The 18993-nt window shown below is 71.8% G+C and carries 20 protein-coding genes; 9 read left to right on the top strand and 11 right to left on the bottom strand.

Going from position 1 to position 18993, the window contains the following annotated elements:
- Positions 1-45 precede the first annotated feature (45 nt).
- Positions 46-1005, top strand: coding sequence for an NAD(P)-dependent alcohol dehydrogenase (locus tag AC3A46_RS04100; RefSeq protein WP_487663936.1), 960 nt, complete (start codon positions 46-48; stop codon positions 1003-1005).
- 299 nt (positions 1006-1304) lie between these two features.
- On the opposite strand, the gene AC3A46_RS04095 is transcribed toward AC3A46_RS04100, so the two are convergent.
- From AC3A46_RS04095 to AC3A46_RS04080, 4 genes are all read right to left on the bottom strand, one after another.
- Positions 1305-1733, bottom strand: a complete 429-nt coding sequence (locus AC3A46_RS04095; RefSeq protein ID WP_487663935.1) for a hypothetical protein — start codon at positions 1731-1733, stop codon at positions 1305-1307.
- A gap of 84 nt (positions 1734-1817) precedes the next feature.
- Positions 1818-2852, bottom strand: a complete 1035-nt coding sequence (locus tag AC3A46_RS04090) for a sensor histidine kinase (protein ID WP_487663934.1) — start codon at positions 2850-2852, stop codon at positions 1818-1820.
- Positions 2849-3529, bottom strand: a complete 681-nt coding sequence (locus AC3A46_RS04085) for a response regulator transcription factor (RefSeq protein WP_487663933.1) — start codon at positions 3527-3529, stop codon at positions 2849-2851. The genes AC3A46_RS04090 and AC3A46_RS04085 overlap by 4 nt, the downstream gene beginning before the upstream one ends.
- Before the next feature lie 77 nt (positions 3530-3606).
- Complete coding sequence (locus AC3A46_RS04080) at positions 3607-4602, bottom strand: aggregation-promoting factor C-terminal-like domain-containing protein (RefSeq protein WP_487663932.1); 996 nt, start codon at positions 4600-4602, stop codon at positions 3607-3609.
- 247 nt (positions 4603-4849) lie between these two features.
- On the opposite strand from AC3A46_RS04080, the gene AC3A46_RS04075 reads away from it, so the two are divergent.
- On the top strand, positions 4850-6151 hold the full coding sequence (locus tag AC3A46_RS04075) for a M18 family aminopeptidase (RefSeq protein ID WP_487663931.1): 1302 nt from the start codon (positions 4850-4852) through the stop codon (positions 6149-6151).
- A gap of 106 nt (positions 6152-6257) precedes the next feature.
- Here the strand turns inward: AC3A46_RS04075 and AC3A46_RS04070 are convergent, their stop codons facing one another.
- Entirely contained in the window at positions 6258-7886 is a 1629-nt protein-coding gene (locus AC3A46_RS04070) for an FAD-dependent oxidoreductase (RefSeq protein WP_487663930.1), read from the bottom strand.
- 152 nt (positions 7887-8038) lie between these two features.
- Here AC3A46_RS04070 and AC3A46_RS04065 point away from each other — a divergent pair, with 152 nt between their 5' ends.
- Complete coding sequence (locus tag AC3A46_RS04065) at positions 8039-8815, top strand: NUDIX hydrolase (protein ID WP_487663929.1); 777 nt, start codon at positions 8039-8041, stop codon at positions 8813-8815.
- A gap of 18 nt (positions 8816-8833) precedes the next feature.
- Here the strand turns inward: AC3A46_RS04065 and AC3A46_RS04060 are convergent, their stop codons facing one another.
- Entirely contained in the window at positions 8834-9409 is a 576-nt protein-coding gene (locus AC3A46_RS04060; protein WP_487663928.1) for a DUF2510 domain-containing protein, read from the bottom strand.
- Positions 9410-9482: 73 nt separating this feature from the next.
- Here AC3A46_RS04060 and AC3A46_RS04055 point away from each other — a divergent pair, with 73 nt between their 5' ends.
- On the top strand, positions 9483-9884 hold the full coding sequence (locus AC3A46_RS04055) for a PPOX class F420-dependent oxidoreductase (protein ID WP_056369280.1): 402 nt from the start codon (positions 9483-9485) through the stop codon (positions 9882-9884).
- A 62-nt stretch (positions 9885-9946) separates the two neighbouring features.
- Here AC3A46_RS04055 and AC3A46_RS04050 read toward each other — a convergent pair whose 3' ends face one another.
- A complete protein-coding gene (locus AC3A46_RS04050) occupies positions 9947-10822 on the bottom strand; it encodes an SDR family oxidoreductase (protein ID WP_487663927.1) in 876 nt (291 codons plus the stop codon).
- A 109-nt stretch (positions 10823-10931) separates the two neighbouring features.
- Between AC3A46_RS04050 and AC3A46_RS04045 the strand changes: the two genes are divergently transcribed.
- From AC3A46_RS04045 to AC3A46_RS04035, 3 genes are read left to right on the top strand one after another with little or no spacing between them, the layout of a single operon-like run.
- A complete protein-coding gene (locus tag AC3A46_RS04045; RefSeq protein ID WP_487663926.1) occupies positions 10932-11294 on the top strand; it encodes a winged helix-turn-helix transcriptional regulator in 363 nt (120 codons plus the stop codon).
- 34 nt (positions 11295-11328) lie between these two features.
- Positions 11329-12558 carry a glycosyltransferase gene (locus AC3A46_RS04040; RefSeq protein ID WP_487663925.1) on the top strand — a complete coding sequence of 410 codons (1230 nt, stop codon included), beginning with the start codon at positions 11329-11331 and terminating at the stop codon, positions 12556-12558.
- Positions 12555-13643 carry a DNA glycosylase AlkZ-like family protein gene (locus tag AC3A46_RS04035; RefSeq protein ID WP_487663924.1) on the top strand — a complete coding sequence of 363 codons (1089 nt, stop codon included), beginning with the start codon at positions 12555-12557 and terminating at the stop codon, positions 13641-13643. The genes AC3A46_RS04040 and AC3A46_RS04035 overlap by 4 nt, the downstream gene beginning before the upstream one ends.
- A gap of 39 nt (positions 13644-13682) precedes the next feature.
- On the opposite strand, the gene AC3A46_RS04030 is transcribed toward AC3A46_RS04035, so the two are convergent.
- The gene (locus AC3A46_RS04030) at positions 13683-14018 is read right to left on the bottom strand and encodes a cupin domain-containing protein (protein WP_487663923.1); all 336 of its coding nucleotides are present in this window, start codon (positions 14016-14018) and stop codon (positions 13683-13685) included.
- Between the two features lie 175 nt (positions 14019-14193).
- On the opposite strand from AC3A46_RS04030, the gene AC3A46_RS04025 reads away from it, so the two are divergent.
- A complete protein-coding gene (locus AC3A46_RS04025) occupies positions 14194-15888 on the top strand; it encodes a Na+/H+ antiporter (RefSeq protein ID WP_487663922.1) in 1695 nt (564 codons plus the stop codon).
- 15 nt (positions 15889-15903) lie between these two features.
- Here the strand turns inward: AC3A46_RS04025 and AC3A46_RS04020 are convergent, their stop codons facing one another.
- The 3 genes from AC3A46_RS04020 to AC3A46_RS04010 all read right to left on the bottom strand — a co-directional run bounded on the left by AC3A46_RS04020 (position 15904) and on the right by AC3A46_RS04010 (position 18109).
- A complete protein-coding gene (locus tag AC3A46_RS04020) occupies positions 15904-16515 on the bottom strand; it encodes a TetR/AcrR family transcriptional regulator (RefSeq protein ID WP_487663921.1) in 612 nt (203 codons plus the stop codon).
- A gap of 66 nt (positions 16516-16581) precedes the next feature.
- Positions 16582-16938 carry an SPW repeat domain-containing protein gene (locus AC3A46_RS04015; RefSeq protein WP_487663920.1) on the bottom strand — a complete coding sequence of 119 codons (357 nt, stop codon included), beginning with the start codon at positions 16936-16938 and terminating at the stop codon, positions 16582-16584.
- 139 nt (positions 16939-17077) lie between these two features.
- Positions 17078-18109: an LLM class flavin-dependent oxidoreductase gene (locus AC3A46_RS04010; protein WP_487663919.1), complete on the bottom strand. Its 1032-nt coding sequence runs from the start codon at positions 18107-18109 to the stop codon at positions 17078-17080.
- 259 nt (positions 18110-18368) lie between these two features.
- On the opposite strand from AC3A46_RS04010, the gene AC3A46_RS04005 reads away from it, so the two are divergent.
- The gene (locus AC3A46_RS04005) at positions 18369-18860 is read left to right on the top strand and encodes a bifunctional nuclease family protein (RefSeq protein WP_487663918.1); all 492 of its coding nucleotides are present in this window, start codon (positions 18369-18371) and stop codon (positions 18858-18860) included.
- Positions 18861-18993: the final 133 nt, after the last annotated feature.

Raw genomic sequence — 18993 nt, 5'->3', positions numbered from 1 at the left:
GGACGACCGTTGCGCGCGGCCCCTCGCGCCGGGAACGATGGGGACATGCGCGCGGTCGTGTACGAGCGATACGGGTCGCCGGAGCGGCTCGAGCTGCGCGACGTCCCCCGGCCGGTGCCCGGCGCCGCCGAGGTCCTCGTGGAGGTCGTTGCGACGTCGATCAACCTGTCGGACTGGGAGGGGCTGCACGGCAGTCCCGCGTACGCCCGGCTCGGCGGGCTGTTCCGGCCCCGCCGAGGGATCCTCGGCTCCGACATCGCCGGCCGGATCGCGGCCGTCGGCGAGGGCGCCGGCCGATTCGCGGTCGGCGACGAGGTGTTCGGCGACATCATGCCCCGCTATGGCGGGTTCGCCGAGTTCGTCGCCGTGCCGGAGTCGATGCTCGCTCCGAAGCCCGCCGGGCTGTCCTTCGCCGAGGCGGCCGCGCTTCCGCAGGCGGCGGCGATCGCGACCCATGCCGTCGCGCTGGCGAAGCCGGGAGCACGGATGCTGCTCAACGGCGCCGGCGGAGGTTCGGGGAGCCTCGCGATCCAGCTCGCGGCCGAGCGGGGCGTGCACGTGACGGCGGTCGACAACGCGGGCAAGCTCGACTTCCTTCGCGCACTCGGTGCGGACGAGGTGATCGACTATCGCCGCGACGACTTCACGCGGCATGGGCCGTACGACCTCATCGTGGACCTGGTCGCCCGCCGTTCGGTGTTCGCCTACGCCCGCGCGCTCGCGAAGGGCGGCCGATGCGTGATGGTGGGCGGAACCGCAAGGACCCTGATACGGATGCTGACAGCCGGCGCGCTGCTCGGAGCTCTCACCCGCACGCACCTGGGCGTGCTCTTCGTGCGGCAGGGGCCGTCCGCATTCGTCCCGGTCGCCGAACGCTGCGCGGCGGGAGAGGTGCAGGTGCACATCGATCGCGTGTTCCCGCTCGACGAGGTGCGCGAGGCGCTCGCGTGGCACGGCGAGGGCCATGCCCTGGGGAAGGTCGTGGTGGCGGTGCGCGGGGAGTGACCTCTCAGGGGCGCCAGCTGCGGTTATCAGTCCGGCGCGGAGTGTGTCAACGGGCAGACGCATTCTGGTCCCCCTGCATAACCTGGCGGAGCAACACGAGCAGTTCAGCGCGCAGCGGTCGAGCTTCGGCGTTCGGGACGCCGTACCGTCTCCCGTCAGCGCGCGATGGTCCCGGTGGGAGGGCAAACCCACCGGGACCGTCTTCTTCGTCAGGGACTCCGGATGCCGCAGGCCGGCCGGTGCGGTCGGTGACGCGATCGTCGCGATGACTGCTCGTCAGGACTCGGGTGGGGGAAGGGTCAGGACCCGTCGGATTCGGTCTCGGAGTCGGAGTCGGAGTCGTCGCCGCGCGGGTCACCCTGACCGGGTCCGCCGTACTGCCAGCCGTCGTCGGGGCCGCCGCGCTGCCCCGACCCGTCTCCGGGCCGGCCCGGCGCGTTGCCGTCCTGGTTCCAGCCGACCGGGCCGCCGGCGGGTCCGCGAGAGCTGCCCGCCGCCCAACCGGTGCCGAAGCCGACGCCGAGGAGCAGGACGGCGGCGACCGCGGCACCGGTGACCCTGACCCACGTGCGCCGCAGGAACGGCGCCTTCTCCGTGGCGGGCGCGGGGGCGGGGGCGGGGGCGGGGGCGGGCGTGGGGGCCGGAGGGGTGGGATCGGGCGCGACCGGCTCGGTGGGTGCGGCCTCGTCGGGCGCGCCGGCGGGCTTCTCAGGGGTGCTGTCGGACATGACCACACTGTCCCGCCGCGGTTCCAAGAATGCTCAAAGAGTCGGTCGATCTGGGCATTCTCATAGGTTCAGGCGTCGGAACGCTCAGCGTTCCCGCGTGTGCCGGCCGCCCGAGGGCAGAACCAGCAGGAACGTCGTCCCGGCGGGCGACGTGTTCTCCACGCGCACGCTGCCGTCGAAGCGCGTGACGATGTCGCGCACGAGAGCGAGACCCAGTCCGAAGCCACGTCGCCCGTCACCGCCCGGCGCGTCGTTCGAACGGGCGAAGCGGGCGAACAGTCGCTCGGGGTCGATGCCGGCGATGCCGCTGCCCTCATCGACGACCCTGATCTCGACGCGGCGGCCGGCGGGTCGTGCGCAGACCGTGATCGTCGAGCCGGCGGGGCAGTAGCGCACCGCGTTGTCGAGCAGTGCCATCAGCGCGCGCGTCAGCGATGTGTGATCGGCGACGACGTGCAGATCGGCGGATGCCTCGGCGACGAGTGCGACGCCGCGCTCGACGGCTCTCGGCTCGATGACGGCGATCGCGTCGCCCGCGGCGGCGGCGACCGATGCCACGGCGTCGTCGTCGGCGGCGCGGGCGCCGGCGGTCTCGGCCGTGAGCAGCAGGTCGGTGAGCACCGCGTCCATCACCGCCGCGTCGCGGCGCAGATCGGCGAGGACGGCGTCGACGTCGCCGCCGCGTTCGACCCGATACTGCGCGAGCTGGATGCGGCTGGTCAGGGTGGTGAGGGGAGTGCGGAGTTCGTGGCTGGCATCGGCGACGAAGGTGCGCTGCACCTCGAGGGCGTCCGCCAGCGGCTGCGCCGCCCGCTTGGAGGCCCACCAGGCGACGAACCCCAGCGCGGCGACGCCGATCAGCCCGACCAGGATCGCGAGCGGAACGACGTCGTCGAGGTCGATCACCCGATCGCCCGGTCCGTCCCAGCCGCCGCCGGGGCGGGGGCGCGGCGGACCGTGTTCGGGGCGTGAGGTCGCGAACATCACGGCGACGATGACGGTCGTGATGATCGCGACGACCGCCGCTGCGGCGACGGCCACCCAGACCCCGGCACGCAGGGCAGCCTGCTGCACGCGCCGCCGGTCGGCGGCGGTCGCAGCATCCGTCCGCTCGCTCATCGGGGCGTCCCGCTGCGATAGCCGCGCGCGCGGACCGTCTCGATGATCTCGGGCGTCGACTTGCGGCGGACGTAGTGCACGTAGGTGTCGACGGTGGCGGCCGAGCCTCCGGGGAACACGTGTGCGAGGATCTCGTCGCGCGAGAACACGTGCTCGGGGCTCGAGGTCAGCAGTTCCAGCAGGTCGGACTCCGCCTGCGTGAGCGGGATGCGGCCGTCGGCGGGGGAGTAGAGCGCCTGCGAGGCGGGGGTGAACACCCAGTCTCCGAGCTCGCGGCGATCCCCGGCGCCGCGCCCGCGGCGCAGCGCCCGCAGCCGCGCGCGCAGCTCGGCGAAGTCGAACGGCTTCACGAGGTAGTCGTCGGCGCCGGCGTCGAGTCCGGCCACGCGGTCGTCGACCGCGCCGAGCGCCGTGAGCATGAGCGCGGGCGTCGCGATGCGGGCCGTGCGGACCGCGCCGACGAGTTCGAGGCCCGACATCCCGGGCAAGCGGCGATCGACGACGATCACGTCATAGCGGCGCCCGAGTGCGCGGCGCAGGCCCTCCTCGCCCGTCGATGCGTGGTCGACGTCGTACTCGTCGCCCAGCATCTCGACGACGATGCCGGCGATCTCGGCCTCGTCCTCGACGTACAGCAGGCGCGGCGCGACCGACGGCGGAGACGACGAAGAGGGCACGTCCACAGTCTGGACGTGCCCTCTTCGAGGCTGTCAGGCGAGCGCTATGGATCGCCTATGAGCTTGGGCGGCTGTGATCAGTACCAGCCGGTCGACTGCGAGTGGCTCCACGCGCCGCAGGGGTTGCCGTAGCGTCCCGAGATGTAGCCGAGCCCCCAGGAGATCTGCGTCGCCGGGTTGGTCTGCCAGTCGGCGCCGGCGCTGCCCATCTTGCTGCCGGGGAGGGCCTGCGGGATGCCGTACGCGCCGCTCGAGCGGTTGTAGGCCTGGTAGTTCCAGCCCGACTCCTTGTTCCACAACGACACGAGGCAGCCGAACTGGTCGTCGCCCCAGCCGTAGCCTCCGAGCATCGATCGGGCGGTCGCCTGCGCGTCGGCCGGGCTGGTGCCGCCCACGGCGCCGCCGGTGGCGAACACGGGCGCGCTGCCGCCGGACGAACGCGGCGCCGACGACTTCTTCGCCGCGGCTGCCGCAGCGGCCTCCTCGGCGGCCTTGGCGGCTGCCGCGGCTGCGGCGGCCTCAGCCTCCTTGCGGGCCTTCTCCTCCGCCTGGCGCTGCGCCTCGAGGGCGATCGCGGCGTCGAGCTTGCCGCGCAGTCCCTGCGCCTGCTCGTTGACCGAAGCGGAGAGGGTGGTTACAGCATCCGTGACCTCCGTCGTGTACTCGGCCGGGAGCGACTGCGCGCGCTTCAACTGAGCGACGGCGCCCTCGAGCTCGGTGGTGTCGACGGTCGTGTCGGGCGTGCCCACGTCCAGACCCGACGCAGCGATGTCGGCGGCGACGGTGGTCGCGGCGGTCACCGCCGCATCCGCGTCGGCGACCGTCTTCTCGAAGGCGCTCGGGGCGGCGGCGGTCTCGGCCGTGACGGAGGCGGTGGAGTACGACGCCAGCGTGAAATCGGTCAGCGAACCGGACGCCTCGGCCTGCGACGCAGGGGTCGCCGTGCTGAACGCGGCGGTGGCCAGCACGCCTACTGCGAGCGTCGCGGCGACCAGCACCGGGCGGCGGCGGAGGCGGCGTTCGGCGCGGCGAAGAGTGCGACGTGCGGGCAGAAGAGACGTGTGGGAGCGCATATAAGACCGGGTTCCGTATCAGCGAAATGCGCCATCTGGTGGCGCGTCGTGACCGTTCGGGCGGGCACAAGTCCCCGAGTCTCCCGGGCCTTTCTGGACGCTTCCGGTGCGTTACCTGAACGTTACATGTGAGCGGAAGCTCCGAAAAGGCCAGATCAACGACCCTGATACCGATCCCCGAGCGCCCTGGGAAGGTCCTCCGAACTACGATCGAAGCACCCGCCGCACGCCTACAGGAGGCTCATCCGTGCCCTCGTCCACCGCTCCCATCCGCCCCGCAGCGCTCGCGCACGCCGACGATCTCGCCGCGTTCGTGGCGGCATCGCCGTCGAGCTTCCACGCCGCCGCCGAGGTCGCGAGCCGCCTCGAGGACGCCGGGTTCACGCGTCTCGACGAGGCGGACGGATGGCCGGCTCCCGCCGGTGGGAAGTTCGTCGTGGTGCGTGACGGTGCGGCGATCGCATGGGTCGTACCGCAGGGCGCGTCGGCGTCGACGGGCGTGCGCATCTTCGGCGCCCACAGCGACTCGCCGGGGTTCAAGCTCAAGCCGAAGCCGACCACGGGCAGACTCGGGTGGCTGCAGGCCGGCGTCGAGATCTACGGCGGTCCGCTCCTGAACTCGTGGCTCGACCGGGAACTGCGTCTGGCGGGTCGCCTCGTGCTCGACGACGGCACGGCCGTGCTCGCCGCGACCGGCCCGCTGCTGCGGCTGCCGCAGCTCGCGATCCACCTCGATCGCGAGGTCAACGACCACCTCGCCCTCGACAAGCAGTCGCAGACCCAGCCGGTGTGGGGGCTCGGCGAGGCGGAGTCCGCCGACATCCTCGGCGAGCTCGCGCGTGAGGCGGGCGTCGACGCGGCGCGCATCCGCGGCTACGACGTCGTGACCGCCGACGCCGCGCGCGGTGCGACCTTCGGGCGTGACGACGTCTTCTTCGCCTCCGGCCGCCTGGACGACCTGGCGTCGGTGCACGCGGGCGTCGTCGCGCTCGAGCGCGCGGCCGACGGTCCCGACTCCGACCACATCGCGATGCTGGCCGTCTTCGATCACGAAGAGGTCGGCTCGGGCACCCGGTCGGGCGCGGCCGGACCCTTCCTCGCCGGCGTGCTCGAGCGGCTGTGGCTGTCGCTGGGCGCCGATCGCGAGCAGCAGCTGCGTGCCCTCGCCGCGTCCTGGTGCGTCTCGAGCGACGTGGGCCACTCGGTGCACCCCAACTACGCCGACAAGCACGACCCCGTCGTGCAGCCGGTGCTCGGCTCCGGCCCGATCCTCAAGATCAACGCCAACCAGCGCTACGCCACGGATGCCGCGGGCGCGGCCGCCTGGAACGGCTGGTGCGCCGCGGCGGGCGTCACCAGCCAGGAGTTCGTCTCGAACAACGCGGTGCCGTGCGGCTCGACGATCGGCCCGATCACGGCGACCCGCCTCGGCATCCGCACCGTGGACGTCGGCATCCCGATCCTCTCCATGCACTCGGCGCGCGAGCTCGCCGGCGTCAGCGACCTGTGGGACCTCGCCCGCGTCGCGGAGACCTACTTCCGAGGCTGAGTCCGCGCCGGTCGCCGTGCACAGCGTCGGTGGTCGTCGGCGACATGCGGGGGACGGATGCCGCTACCCGGCGTGTCGCGCGAATACTCCGATGCTGTGCGCGGCGTCAGGCACCGCCCGCGCCCAGCGCGAGGTACTGGTGCGTGAACGCGATCGCGGCGCCGCCCTCGCCGACGCCGGCGACGACGCGCTTGACCGAGCCCGACCGGACGTCGCCGATCGCGAAGACGCCGGGCACAGTCGTCTCGAGGGCGAACGGGCGGCGCGCCTCTCGCCATGCCCCTGACTCGGCCGCATCCGCTCCGGTGAGCACGAACCCGCGCGCGTCGCGGGCGATCTCGGCCGGCAGCCATGCGGTCTCGGCATCCGCACCGATCATGACGAAGAGCACGTCGACGTCCCGCTCCGCGACAGCGCCCGTGCGCCGGTCGGCGATGTCGGCGGAGCGGAGCGCATCGGCGCCGTGCAGTCCGACCACCTCGCTGCGCGTCTCGACGCGGATGGCAGGGATCGCCGCGATCTGGTCGATGAGATAGCGCGACATGCTCGCCTCGAGCGACTCGCCGCGCACCAGCATCGTGACCGACCGTGCGTGCCTGCTGAAGAACAGCGCCGCCTGACCTGCCGAGTTCCCGGCGCCGACGATGACGACGTCCGCACCCTGCGCCACGGCCGAGTCGCTGCGCGCGGCGCCGTAGTAGATGCCGCTGCCGAGGAACCGGTCGACGCCGGCGACCGGGAGCGTTCGCCACACCACACCGGTCGCGAGGATGACGACCTCGGCGCGCACCACGTCGCCGCCGTCGAGCGTCAGTTCGCGCGTCTGGGGGTCCAGCGCCTCGACCGTGCGGGTGACCACGATCTCGGCGCCCAGCCGCTGGGCCTGCGTGAAGGCCCGTCTCGCGAGGTCGTCGCCCGAGATGCCGAAAGGGAAGCCGGTGTAGTTCTCGATCCGCGTCGAGGTGCCCGCCTGGCCGCCGGGAGCGAAGGTCTCGACCACGAGCGTCCGCAGACCCTCGGCGGCGGCGTTCACGGCGGCGGTGAGACCGGCGGGACCGGCACCCAGGATCACCACGTCGTAGCGGCCGGAGGCGGGCGTCACATCGAGCCCGACCGCCTCGGCGGTCTCCCGCATCGTCGGATTCTCGAACCGCGCACCGTTCGCGAGCTCCAGCACCGGGTACTGGGCGGCGTCGGCGGCGGCATCCGCGTCCACGCTTTCGAAATCGACCTGGTTGCGCGTGAGGAACCCGATCATGCGGTGCGCGCGGGCACTGCGCCGTGGATGGATGAGCCGCACCTCATACGCGTGCTGCTCGGCGGCCATGGTCTGCAGCGAGTCCAGGTAGCGCCGCGCGAGCCCCGCGACCCGGTCGGGCACCGAGGGCGCAGCGGCGGCGAGGGAGTAGTAGACGGCGGGCTCGAGTTTGAGCACGCGCGTCGGTTCTCCGGCGCGGCCGCTCGCAGGAAACGGCGTGCTGAGGGTCATCGGGACCTCGCCGAAGAACTGACCCGGCCGGCGCGTGCCGATGACGCGCTCCTCGGCGCCCACCACCTTCGTGATCTCGGCCAGGCCTTCGACCACGACGAAGAGCGCCCGGTCGTCGCCTTCGTGCGCGAAGTACTCGCCCGTCACGAGCCGGATGTCTTCCACCGCGCCGGCGAGGGACGCGAGGGCCGCGTCGGGCACCTCGGCGAAGACGTGCAGGGCGCGAAGGCCTTCGACGGTGATCATGCGGCTCCCCAGCAGCGCAGGCACACGGGGCGCGATGCGCCCGATGGCGCCGGTGCGCCACGGGGCGAACGTAGCCGCACGGCGGAGCGGCGGTCAACAGCAGATTCCCTCAGCGGCGGCCGCGTGTCGGTGATGCGGCGTAGCCTGAACGGATGCCGCAGCCGTCGACTCCGCAGACCGGCGAGGCACGTCCAGGTGACGCCCTCGGTGCGCGCGCCCAGCTTGCCGCGCTCGCCGACGCGTCCGCGACCGGCGCGGGCGCGCTGCTCGATCTGCCCTCACCGGCCGACCCGCGCCCGGCAGCGGTGCTCATGCTCTTCGGGGTGCTCGATACGCTCCCCAGCGACCACGACGCGCAGGCCCACGCGGTGTCGCGCGATCTCGACGTACTGCTCCTGTCGCGCGCGACGACGCTGCGCTCGCACCCGGGCCAGGTCGCCTTCCCCGGCGGCCGTCTCGATCCGGGCGACGACGGCCCCGTGGCCGCGGCACTGCGCGAGGCCCGCGAAGAGACCGGCCTCGACCCCGACGGCGTCGAGGTGCTCGGCGAGCTCGTCGACATCCCCCTCGCGTTCTCGCAGCACGTGGTCACTCCGGTGCTGGCGTGGTGGCGGCATCCGTCACCGGTCCGCGTCGTCGACGAGGCGGAGTCCGCCGACGTTTTCCGCGCGCCCGTCGCCGATCTGCTGAACCCGCGGAACCGGGGTGTCACCGTGATCCGCCGCGGCGGCCAGGAGTGGCGGGGGCCGGGATTCCTGGTGCGGCATGCGACCGGTGAGCACCTGGTGTGGGGGTTCACCGGCATGGTGCTCGAGGCGCTGTTCGACCGTCTCGGCTGGACTGAGCCGTGGGACGACACACGCGAGCTTCCGCTCGTGCTGCCCGGCTTCGACGAGTCCGAGGCGACGACGTCTTCGCCCGCTCGCTGAGCGCCGGTCGGGCCCCGCTCAGCGATAGCGGTAGTGGTCCGCGCTGCTGTTCACCCAGCTGATGAAGCGCCGGGCCTCGGCATCGCGCTCCGGCGGGAACGGCACGACCCACAGCTGCGGTCCCGCGACCACGAGGTGCGGGGCCACACGCGTGATCGCGCGGTTGAGCGTGCGCGGCGTGATCGGACCGGCAGGCCCGAACATCCGTCGCTCGACGGCTGCCTTCGTGAACTCCGGGCGGCGCAGCAGTGCATCGCCCGAGTCCGCCGAGGCGGCGACCTCGTTCACCGGCTGGCTCAGGTCGCCGAAGTGGATCCACCCGCCGTCGATCACCACACCGGCGAAGTCCTGCTCGTGGCCGCTGTAGCGCACCTCGCTGGTCCAGCGGCGGCCATCCCACCACCGGGTGCGCCCGCGCTGGTCGTCGTACCAGCCGGGCTGTGCCGGTCCGGACGCGGCGGGGCCGGCATCCGTCCGCAGCTCGATGTCGGGAGCGCGCAAGTCGATGTATTGGTGGGTCCAGCGCGTGCCGTCCCACCAGCGCTGCTTGCCGGAGCCGTCGTCGTACCACCCCGGTGCGGGCTGCGTCGCCATGGTCCGAGCGTAGTTCGTGACGCGGAGTTCAGGGATCCGCCCTCGCCCGCCGACGCGACGGCAGACTGGAGCCATGCCTCACGTCGACGACATCGTCCCCGCTGACCGCCGCCACCTGCTCGAGCTCCCGGTGTACGCGCACCTCGGGACCATCCGGCCCAACGACACCGTGCAGGTCAACCCGATGTGGTTCGAGTTCGACGGGGAGCACGTCCGGTTCACGCATACGAACTACCGGCAGAAGTACCGCAATCTGCAGCACAACCCGTCGATGTCGCTGTCGATCCTCGACCCCGACTCGCCCTTCCGGTACCTCGAGGTCGCGGGCAAGCTCGTCGACGTCGTCCCCGACCCCGAGGGAGCGTTCTACGTGCGGCTCCAGAACCGGTACGGCAACCCGAGCTCCACTCCGCCCCGCGACAAGGAGGACCGCGTGATCCTCGTCATGGCGATCGATCGCGCAACCCGGCAGTAGGGCCGTCGGCGAAGGGGAGGGATGCTGCGGCCGCGGCATCCCTCCCCTTCGCCGTCGTCGGGTCAGGCGTTGACGCGCGACGCCTCCACGGCGGCGCGCAGGCCCTCGGCGACCGGCGTGGTGGGGCGGCCGAGGAGGCGCGCGAGCGTCGGGTCGGCGTCGGCCAGGACGCCGCGCGCGATGCCGGCCTCCATCTCGGCGACGAAGCCGACGGTGCCCGCATCGAGGCCCGCCTCGGCGAGCGCCGCCTCGAGCTGCTCGCGCGAGACCGGCACATAGGCGACCTCGCGGCCGAGCACATCGGCGGCGGCCGCGGCGAGGTCGGCGTACGACACGGCGGTGTCGCCCGAGAGCTCGTAGGTGCGGCCCAGGTGGCCGTCCTCGGTGAGCACGACGGCCGCAGCCTCGGCGTAGTCGACACGGCTCGCGGCGGCGACGGTCGCGTCACCGACGGACGCGGCGACCACGCCGGTCTCAGCGGCGCGCAGCACGTCGGGCGTGTAGTTCTCGGTGTACCAGTTGTTGCGGAGCACGACGGCGGGGATGCCGCTGGCGGCGAGGTACTCCTCGGTCGCCTTGTGCTCGGGCGCGAGCACGAGGTCCACGGAGTCGGCGTGCGCGAGGCTCGTGTACACGACCTTGGCGGTGCCCGCGGCCTTGGCCGCGTCGATCACGTTCACGTGGCCCTCGTAGCGCCGGCCGGGCTCGGACCCCGAGATGAGCAGCACGGCGTCGACACCCTCGAGCGCCGCGGCGACGGACTCGGGAGCGTTGTAGTCGAGCGGGACGACACGGATGCCGCGGTCCACGAGATCCGCGACCTTCGAGGTCGTGCGGGCGCCGGCGACGATGTCGCCCGGGGCGACGCCGCGATCGAGGAGCGCGTCGATGACGAGGTGGCCGAGCTGTCCGCCGGCGGCGGTCACGAGGATGGTCATGGGTGTCCTTTCGGTGGGGAGGCGCCGTGCGCACTCACCCCACGCCAACGCCCGCGGCGACCATGGACATTCCAGCCGGAGGGTACCCACTTTGAGGTAAGGTACCCACGTGGTGGTGAGTTTTGCGGAAATCCGGGCCGAGATGCCCGGCGTCTTCGACGAGGCGTGCCCGACGCGGGTCGTCCTCGACCACGTCATGAGCAAGTGGGGCGTGCTCGTGCTCATGGCCCTCACCGAGGGCACGATCCGGTGGGGCGAGCTGCGTCGCACCGTCGAGGGCATCAGCGAGAAGATGCTCGCCTCGACGCTGCGCACGCTCGAGAAGGATGGCTTCGTCGCGCGCACGTCGTATCCCGAGGTGCCGCCGCGCGTGGAGTACTCGCTGACGCCGCTCGGCGACGAGCTGATGGAGCGCATGATGCCGCTCATGGCGTGGATCGGCGTCCACGCCGGCGACATCGTCGAGCGCTGAGACGCCCCGGGCGGGCCCCTGCCAGGATGAGGGTATGGCGACCGTCCTCTTCTGCCCCGTGACGTTCAACCTCGCCGAGGTGACGCGGATGATCGAGGTGGCGCGGGCCCTCGATCCCGCGCATCGGGCCGTGTTCATGGGGTACGAGCCGGACTTCGCGCATCTGATCACCGACGCGGGTTTCGACTACCGCTCGACCGAGCCTTCGATGAGCGCTGCGCAGCGCGAGCAGCTGATGCGGTTCGACCAGGGCAAGACGCTGCGCAGTCCGCTCACCGACGAGCTGGTGTCCGCGCGGGTGGACGCCGAGCGCGCGCTGATCCGGCGGACGCAAGCCGCAGCCGTCGTGATCGGGTCGAACGTGACGTCGATGATCTCGGCGCGGGCAGAGAAGGTGCCGTTGTTCTATGCGGTGCCGTTCGCGCTGACTCGCCCGCAGGTCGCCCAGACCGCGCGGCTCGGGATGGTGCGGGGGAGCGGCCGGATCGCCCATGCGCTCGACCGCGTGGCGACGAGCGCGCTGCGCCTGGCCTACAACCGGCTGCCGCTCGCTCCCCGGGCGTTCGGCCGGGTAGCGAAGGCGAACGGTGTTCCGCCTCTCACCACCGTGGTGTCTCTGCTCGAGGCCGACTACAACCTCCTCACCGTGATGCCCTGGGAGCTGGAGGGCTACACGCTTCCTGCGGCCTATCAGCGGGTCGGACCGATCTTCGCCCACATCGACACGCCGATGCCGCCCATCGTGGCCGAGCTCGCGAAGCGCTCCGAGCCGCTCGTCTACCTCGGGCTCGGCTCGTCGGCGAACCGGGAGATGGTGCTCGCGGCCGCATCGCAGCTCGGCGCGCTTCCCGTGAATGTGATCGCGCCGGTGCAGCACTACCTGCGAGACGACGACGCTCTGCCTCCGAACGTCCACGTGACCGGGCTCCTGCCGGCGCACCGCCTCGGCGGTCTCGTCGACGCGGCGGTGCTTCACGGCGGGCAGGGAACGGTGCAGACGGCCTGCGCTGCCGGCATCCCGTTCGTGGGCATGGGGCTCCAGCCCGAGCAGGTCTGGAACGTCGACCAGTGCGTCAGGCAGGGCAACGCCCTCGCGCTGACGCCGAAGCAGGCGGGCACGCCCGCGCTCGCGGACGCCGTGCGGCGGCTGCTGGCGGACGAGGGGATGCGCACTGCGGCCGAGCGCGTGCGCGCCGCGTATGCCGGCGAGGACGGGGCCGCAGCATCCGCTCGCGTCATCGAGAAGAGCATCGCGACGCTGTGACGGCGCATCAGCTCACGCGGGAACAGGCGCGGCGCATCGTGGTGCGCGCGCAGCTGCTCGACGCCGAGCGGCCCGGTGACGTCGTCGAGGTGGCCGAGCAGCTCGGCTACATCAAGATCGACCCGACCGCGACGATCGCACCGTGCGAGCACACGGTGCTGTGGTCGCGGATCGGCTGGTCGTATGAGCCCGGTCAGCTGCGCAAGGTCGTCGAGGACGACCGGCTGCTCTTCGAGTTCGACGGCACGTTCCGCCCGACGAGCCTGCTGCCCCTGATGCTGCCGGCCATGCGCCGGTGGCCGCAGCGCGAGAGCAGCCGGCAGTGGCTGGAGGCGAACGCCGGGTTCCGCGCCGACGTGCTCGCACGGCTGCGCGCCGAGGGTCCGCTCCTCGCGAGCGACATCCCCGACACGGCGCAGGTGAGTCGCGCGCCCGACGGCTGGTCGGGATCGAACCAGGTGCCCCACATGCTGGACTTCCTGCTGCGCCAGGGCGAGGTCGCGGTCACCGGCCGTGAGGGTCGGCACCGCGTCTGGGACCTCGCCGAGCGCGTGTATCCGCAGAACCTGCCCGAGTATGAGGACGACGAGGCCGCTGCACTGCTGGCGGCGCGCCGACTCCAGTCGGCGGGACTCACGAAACCCCACTGGTACTGGAGCGGCGTCACGAAGGACACCGGCGAACCCGCCGTCGTCGAAGGCAGCACCACGAAGTATCGCGTCGACCCCGAAGCGCTCGCCGCGCTCGACGAGGAGGACTCCGGCGGTCGCGTCGCCTTCCTGAACCCGTACGACAGCCTGCTCTTCGACCGCAAGCGGCTCGAGGAGGTCTTCGAGTTCACCTATGTGCTCGAGCAGTTCAAACCGAAGGCCCAGCGGCGGTACGGCTTCTTCGCTCACCCGATCCTGATGGGCGACCGATTCGTCGGGATGCTCGACGCCCAGGTCGACCGCGAGCGCGAGGCGCTCAAGATCAACGCGCTGCACGAGTTCCTGCCATTCGAGCCCGAGGAGTCCGAAATGGTGCGCGCCGAGATCGCCGAGCTCGCAGAATGGCTCGGCGTCCCGGTCACGGGACTGCCCTGAGCGGGTGGGGCCAGGCGGCGGGGCGACGGAGGCCGTGTGTCAGGGGACGCGGTTCGAGACGGTCAGCAGCACGACCGAGTCCTCGAGCGCAGCAAGGCTGTGGCGCTGCGGGGGAACCGTGAGGTGATCGCCGGATGCGCCGTCCCACGCCTCGTCGCCGGCCAGGAGTCGCACCCGCCCGCGCAGCACCTGCAACGTGGCTTCGTGCGGGCTCTCGTGCTCGGCGAGCTCGTGACCGGCGCGCAGCGCGATGACCGTCTCGCGCAGGGCGTGCTCATGGCCGCCGCGAATGGTGCGCGCGGCGCGCCCGCTCGACGCATCCCGCGCCTTCGCGGTCAGGTCGTCGATCAGATCGGCCAGATCCGTGCTGTCCATCCGCGTCGCCTCCATCGCCTCGACAGCCGGAGTCTACTCGCGGCGGTCGGCGTGAAGACAGGGCTCCGGCGCGGGATCGGGCTCAGTCGAGCGATCCGGAGGCCGCGCGCCCGTCGGGAGGGAATCCGCTGGCGGCGCTCGCGGTTGCAGGTTCATTGCGCTGAAGGGAGCCCTCATGAACGGACTCGAGGTCACCGTCCTCGTCGGAATCACCGTCCTGACGGGCGCGATCCTCGCCCCGAGATTCCGGGTGGCGATGCCGTTGCTCCTCCTGGTCGCGGGCCTCGCGCTCGGATTCATTCCCGAGGTGCGCGAGATCGCCCTCCCGCCGGAGACCGTCCTGCTGCTGTTCCTTCCGGTGCTGCTGTTCTGGGAGAGCATGACCACGTCGCTGCGGTCCATCCGCCGCGACTTCCGCGGCATCTTCCTCATGAGCACCGCGCTGGTGGTCGCCAGCGCCTTCGCGGTCGCGGGCGTCGCATCCGCGCTCGGGCTGCCCTGGGACGCCGCGCTCATCCTCGGCGCTGCGGTGGCCCCGACCGACGCCACCGCCGTCGCCGCGCTCGGCCGCCTGCTGCCCCGTCGCAACTTCATGAATCTCAAGGCCGAGAGCCTCACCAACGACGGCACCGCGCTCGTCATCTACGGCGTCGCCGTCGGCGTCGCGGTGGGCGGGCAGTACACGCCCCTCGACATCACGGGGCTGGTGCTGCTGTCGTACGTGGGCGGTGCGGCGGCGGGCGTCGTCGTGGCCGGGATCGCCTATCTGGTCATGCGGCGGCTGCGGAACACGCTCAACCTCAACATCGCCCTGCTGCTGGTGCCGTTCACGGCGTTCCTCATCGCAGAGCTCATCCACGCGTCGGGGGTCCTCGCGGTGGTGGTGGCGGGTCTCATCGTCGCGTACATCAACCCGCGCATCAGCACCGCCGCCTCGCGCCGGCAGGCTGCGTGGACCTGGCCCCTCGGCTCGTTCCTGCTCAACGGCTCGCTGTTCGTGCTGATCGGGTTCGAGGTTCAGGCGGTCGCGCATGAGATCCCCGGCAGCGAGATCGGATGGCTCGCGGCGATGACGATCGCGGTGTGGCTCGTGCTGCTCATCGCGCGATTCGTCTTCCAGACGACCTCGGTCATGATCATCCGGCTGCTTGACCGCCGCCCGTCGCAGCGCCTGCGCCGCACGACCTATCGCGCCCGGATCGTGAGCGCCGTCGCCGGGTTCCGCGGTGCCGTGTCGCTCGCGATCGCGCTGTCGGTGCCGCTGACCACCGCCGCGGGCGAGGCGCTGCCGGGCCGCGACGAGATCATCTTCGTCACCGCCGGCGTCATCGTGCTGACGCTTCTGGTGCAGGGGCCGCTGCTCCCCGCGGTCGTGCGGTGGGCGCGGCTGCCCGACGACATGGCGCTGCAGCACGAGATGGAGCTCGCCGAACGCGCCATCACGGGCGCGGCGCTCACCGCTGTGAAGGAGCTCGCGCACGACCACGGCGTCAGCGAGGAGATCCGCGATCGCCTCACGCGCGACTATTACGAATACCTCGAGCGCAACAACGAGCGTGTCCAGGCCCGCGAGCAGGCCGGGGCCGACCGTCAGATCGCCGCCCGCGATCGGACGCTCGACGGCACGGAGCCGGCGGCCGAGGCATCTGCCGCGGCCACGGCTCTCCTGGAGGCTCCCGCCCCGCTGCCCTCGCCCCGCGAGCGCGACGAGGAGTACTCGCGGCTGCGCATCGCGGTGCTCGATCGCAAGCGAGAGGTGCTCTATCGCCTCCGTCGCGAAGGCGCGGTCGATGACGCCGTCGTGACGCAGATCCAGACGCGTCTCGACGTCGAGGAGCTGCGGATCACCGGCATCGAAGTGCTCGACTGAGTCTGCTCCTGCGGGTCACGCCGCGGACTCGCGCAGGCCCGCCGTGATCAGGTCCGCGAGGGCGGGCAGGTCCGCCGACTCCGCGGAGTCGATGGGTATCTCCTCCTCACCCGTGATCGGCTCCTCCTCGCCGAGGCGGTCGAGGAGCGTCGGGGTGGTGATGATCGCGACCCAGGCCGCGGCCGCGGTGCGGACCCGCCGCGCGGCGATCGGGTGGAGGATGCTCGCCCCGAGGACACGCTCGACGATCGTCTGCAGCTGAGTGCGGTAGTCGTGGAGCTTCTCGCGCACCTCCGGGTGCGTGCGGTGCTCGCGCCACACGATGACCCGCCGCACCGCCGATTCCGCCTGCAGCTCGCGCAGCCGGCCGGTGACGTTCAGAAGGGTCTGCGCCGGATCCCCGCGCGCGACGAGCCCGGAGGTGTCGATCGGATCGAGGTCCAGACGCTCACCCACCAGAGCGCGCAGCAGATCCGTCTTGGTGGGGAAGTAGTAGAAGAGCAGCCCCTTCGGGACGCCGGCGAGATCGGCGATCGCCGTCGTCGGCGTGGCATCGAAGCCGCGCTCCGCGAAAAGGCGCTCGGCCGCGTCGAGGATCAGCGTGCGGGCCTCGCGACTGCGGGTCATATCGTGTCCTGGAGAAAGACGGCGGGGGCGTCGGTCTGATCCGGCGCCCCCGTCTCGGCTCGCACCTCAGTGCGGGAGGGCCTGGTCGTGCATGTGCATGGCGGGTCTCACGGCGAGCGCGGCGACGATCACCGCGACCGCTCCGCCGATCCAGCTGACCCATGCGGCGCCGGACTGCATGTCGGCGTATCCGCCCAGCCACGGAGCCACGAACAGCAGGGCGCCCAGCGCCAGCTGCACGTACTCCATCGCCACCATCCCCGGCATGGCGAGGTTGGCGACGCCCGCGGCGATCAGCAGAACTCCGACGATCAGCATCCAGGGCATCGAGGCGCCCATCTGCGGCAGCGCGAACGCGCACACCGCGGCGACGAGGCCGACTCCGGCTGCGACCCAGTCCTCCCAGCGAGTCCACTTCTTCATTCGGATCTCCTCCTTCCGAGACCTGATGGCTCCCGATCGGGGGTCGGTTCGAACGCTACCCCTGACTGACCAACCGGTCAAGAACTCGCGTGCGCGACCATCTGGAGTCCCTCACCGGCTCGAGGAGCGGGGACTCAGGTCACACGCGCGTGGACTGCCAGCCGAGCTCGGGCGCGACGTACTTCGCGAACGACTCGACGACGCGCAGGTTGAACTCGACGCCGAGCTGACTCGGGATCGTGAGCATGAGGGTGTCGGCCGATGCGATCGCGGCGTCCTGCTTGAGCTGCTCGACGAGTTCGTCGGGCTCCGCCGCGTAGGTCTTGCCGAAGGTCGAGCGGATCCCGTCGATCACGCCGATCTGGTCGCCGTCCTGGCGCCCGCCGAAGTACATCCGCTCCTCGGCGGTCGTGAGGGGGAAGATCGACCGGCTCACCGACACCCGCGGCTGTCCGCCGTGCCCGGCTTCGCGCCACGCGGCGCGGAACGCGTCGATCTGCTGCGCCTGCAGCAGGTCGAACGGGGTGCCGTCGGCCTCGGTGAGGAGGGTCGACGACATGAGGTTGACACCCGTCCGGCCGGCCCATTCCGCGGAGTCGCGGTTGCCGGCGCCCCACCACACGCGGGAGCGCAGGCCGGGGGAGTGCGGCTCGATGCGCTGCAGCCCGGTGGCGCCGGTGCCGAAGGGGGACGAGGCATCCCGTTCCGCCAGCCCTTCGCCGTCGATCGCGCGCAGGAAGAGGGCGAAGTGCTCGCGTGCGAGGTCCGCGCCCCGCGGGTCCTCCGAGCCGTTGTAGCCGAATGCCTCGTAGCCGCGGACGACGGTCTCGGGTGAGCCGCGACTCACGCCGAGCGCGAGTCTGCCCCCCGAGATGAGATCGACGGCTGCCGCCTCCTCGGCCAGGTAGAGGGGGTTCTCGTAGCGCATGTCGATGACGCCGGTGCCGACTTCGATGTTCTCGGTGCGTGCGGCGATGGCGGCCAGGAGCGGCATGGGGGAGGACTGCTGGCGCGCGAAGTGGTGCACGCGGAAGTACGCGCCGTTCACCCCCAGCTCGTCCATGCCCTGGGCGAGGTCGATCGCCTGCAGCATCGAGTCCGCGGCGGTGAGCTGTCGCCCGCCGCCGAGCGGGCCGTAGTGTCCGAACGAGAGGGTTCCGAATCGCTGCATGTCGTCTGCAACCGTACGCGCGCAGCATCCATTCCGGTGAATGCACTCTCGCCCAGCGCCCGTCTGACCACAGGTGGGGGCAGCGCGCCGGCTCAGGCCGACCGCACGAGGCTCAGCGTGATCTCGATGCGCCCGTGGCTGATACCGCGTTCGCGGACGACACCGTGCGCACACCCCCTGTCCCGGGCATGCGCGCGGTGCCTACGATGGCCCGAGAGAAGACGGCGCCGATGGATGCCGCGAGCCGAGGGGGTGCGCAATGGTCCAGGTCCGCGTGGCCGGGGTGGCGCTCGACGCGTCGGGGCAGCACGTGCTGCTGCTCAAGCCCGTCGACCAGATCCCCGGCGACGGCTTCGTCCTCCCGATCTGGATCGGTCAGCTCGAGGCCACCTCGATCCTGGTCGCCGTCGAGAACGCCGAGGTGCCGCGACCTCTCGCGCACGATCTGATGCGGCTCATCCTCACCGCGCTGGACGCGGTGGCCGTCAAGGTCGAGGTGACCCGCATCGAGGACGGCACGTTCTATGCCGAGATCACACTGTCGACGGCGCTGGGCGAGCGGCTCGTCGATGCGCGTCCGTCGGATGCCGTGGCCCTCGCGTGTCGCGTCGGTGCGCCGATCTGGGTCGCCGACGCGGTGCTGGCCGAGGCGGGCGTGCCCGACGTGCTGACCGAGACCGATGCGGCAGAGCGGCTGGACGAGTTCAAGCGATTCCTCGACGAGGTCGAGCCGGAGGACTTCGAGAGCTGAGCCGGAATCGCGCCGCCGTGTATCTGGGGCGGCGGAACCCGCTCTTTCGGGGGGTGGCCGCCGCGTGTGGCGCGGCCACGCGGACGGAGCCCGTCGTGATGCTCCGTTGCGCTCCTTGACCGAAAGGCATCTC

The sequence above is a fragment of the Microbacterium sp. Soil_C_42 genome (assembly GCF_057656735.1).
Note: the sequence above shows the minus strand (reverse complement) of the source record. Positions and strands in the feature narration are given on the sequence as shown.

Bases quoted from the DNA above. Each gene is read 5' to 3' on its own strand.
- AC3A46_RS04095 (WP_487663935.1), bottom strand. From the start codon at position 1,733: ATGTCCGACAGCACCCCTGAGAAGCCCGCCGGCGCGCCCGACGAGGCC.
- AC3A46_RS04030 (WP_487663923.1), bottom strand. From the start codon at position 14,018: ATGGACAGCACGGATCTGGCCGATCTGATCGACGACCTGACCGCGAAG.
- AC3A46_RS04070 (WP_487663930.1), bottom strand. From the start codon at position 7,886: ATGATCACCGTCGAAGGCCTTCGCGCCCTGCACGTCTTCGCCGAGGTG.
- AC3A46_RS04100 (WP_487663936.1), top strand. From the start codon at position 46: ATGCGCGCGGTCGTGTACGAGCGATACGGGTCGCCGGAGCGGCTCGAG.
- AC3A46_RS04010 (WP_487663919.1), bottom strand. From the start codon at position 18,109: ATGCAGCGATTCGGAACCCTCTCGTTCGGACACTACGGCCCGCTCGGC.
- AC3A46_RS04050 (WP_487663927.1), bottom strand. From the start codon at position 10,822: ATGACCATCCTCGTGACCGCCGCCGGCGGACAGCTCGGCCACCTCGTC.
- AC3A46_RS04040 (WP_487663925.1), top strand. From the start codon at position 11,329: ATGGCGACCGTCCTCTTCTGCCCCGTGACGTTCAACCTCGCCGAGGTG.
- AC3A46_RS04060 (WP_487663928.1), bottom strand. From the start codon at position 9,409: ATGGCGACGCAGCCCGCACCGGGGTGGTACGACGACGGCTCCGGCAAG.
- AC3A46_RS04020 (WP_487663921.1), bottom strand. From the start codon at position 16,515: ATGACCCGCAGTCGCGAGGCCCGCACGCTGATCCTCGACGCGGCCGAG.
- AC3A46_RS04025 (WP_487663922.1), top strand. From the start codon at position 14,194: ATGAACGGACTCGAGGTCACCGTCCTCGTCGGAATCACCGTCCTGACG.
- AC3A46_RS04015 (WP_487663920.1), bottom strand. From the start codon at position 16,938: ATGAAGAAGTGGACTCGCTGGGAGGACTGGGTCGCAGCCGGAGTCGGC.
- AC3A46_RS04065 (WP_487663929.1), top strand. From the start codon at position 8,039: ATGCCGCAGCCGTCGACTCCGCAGACCGGCGAGGCACGTCCAGGTGAC.
- AC3A46_RS04080 (WP_487663932.1), bottom strand. From the start codon at position 4,602: ATGCGCTCCCACACGTCTCTTCTGCCCGCACGTCGCACTCTTCGCCGC.
- AC3A46_RS04090 (WP_487663934.1), bottom strand. From the start codon at position 2,852: ATGAGCGAGCGGACGGATGCTGCGACCGCCGCCGACCGGCGGCGCGTG.
- AC3A46_RS04055 (WP_056369280.1), top strand. From the start codon at position 9,483: ATGCCTCACGTCGACGACATCGTCCCCGCTGACCGCCGCCACCTGCTC.
- AC3A46_RS04005 (WP_487663918.1), top strand. From the start codon at position 18,369: ATGGTCCAGGTCCGCGTGGCCGGGGTGGCGCTCGACGCGTCGGGGCAG.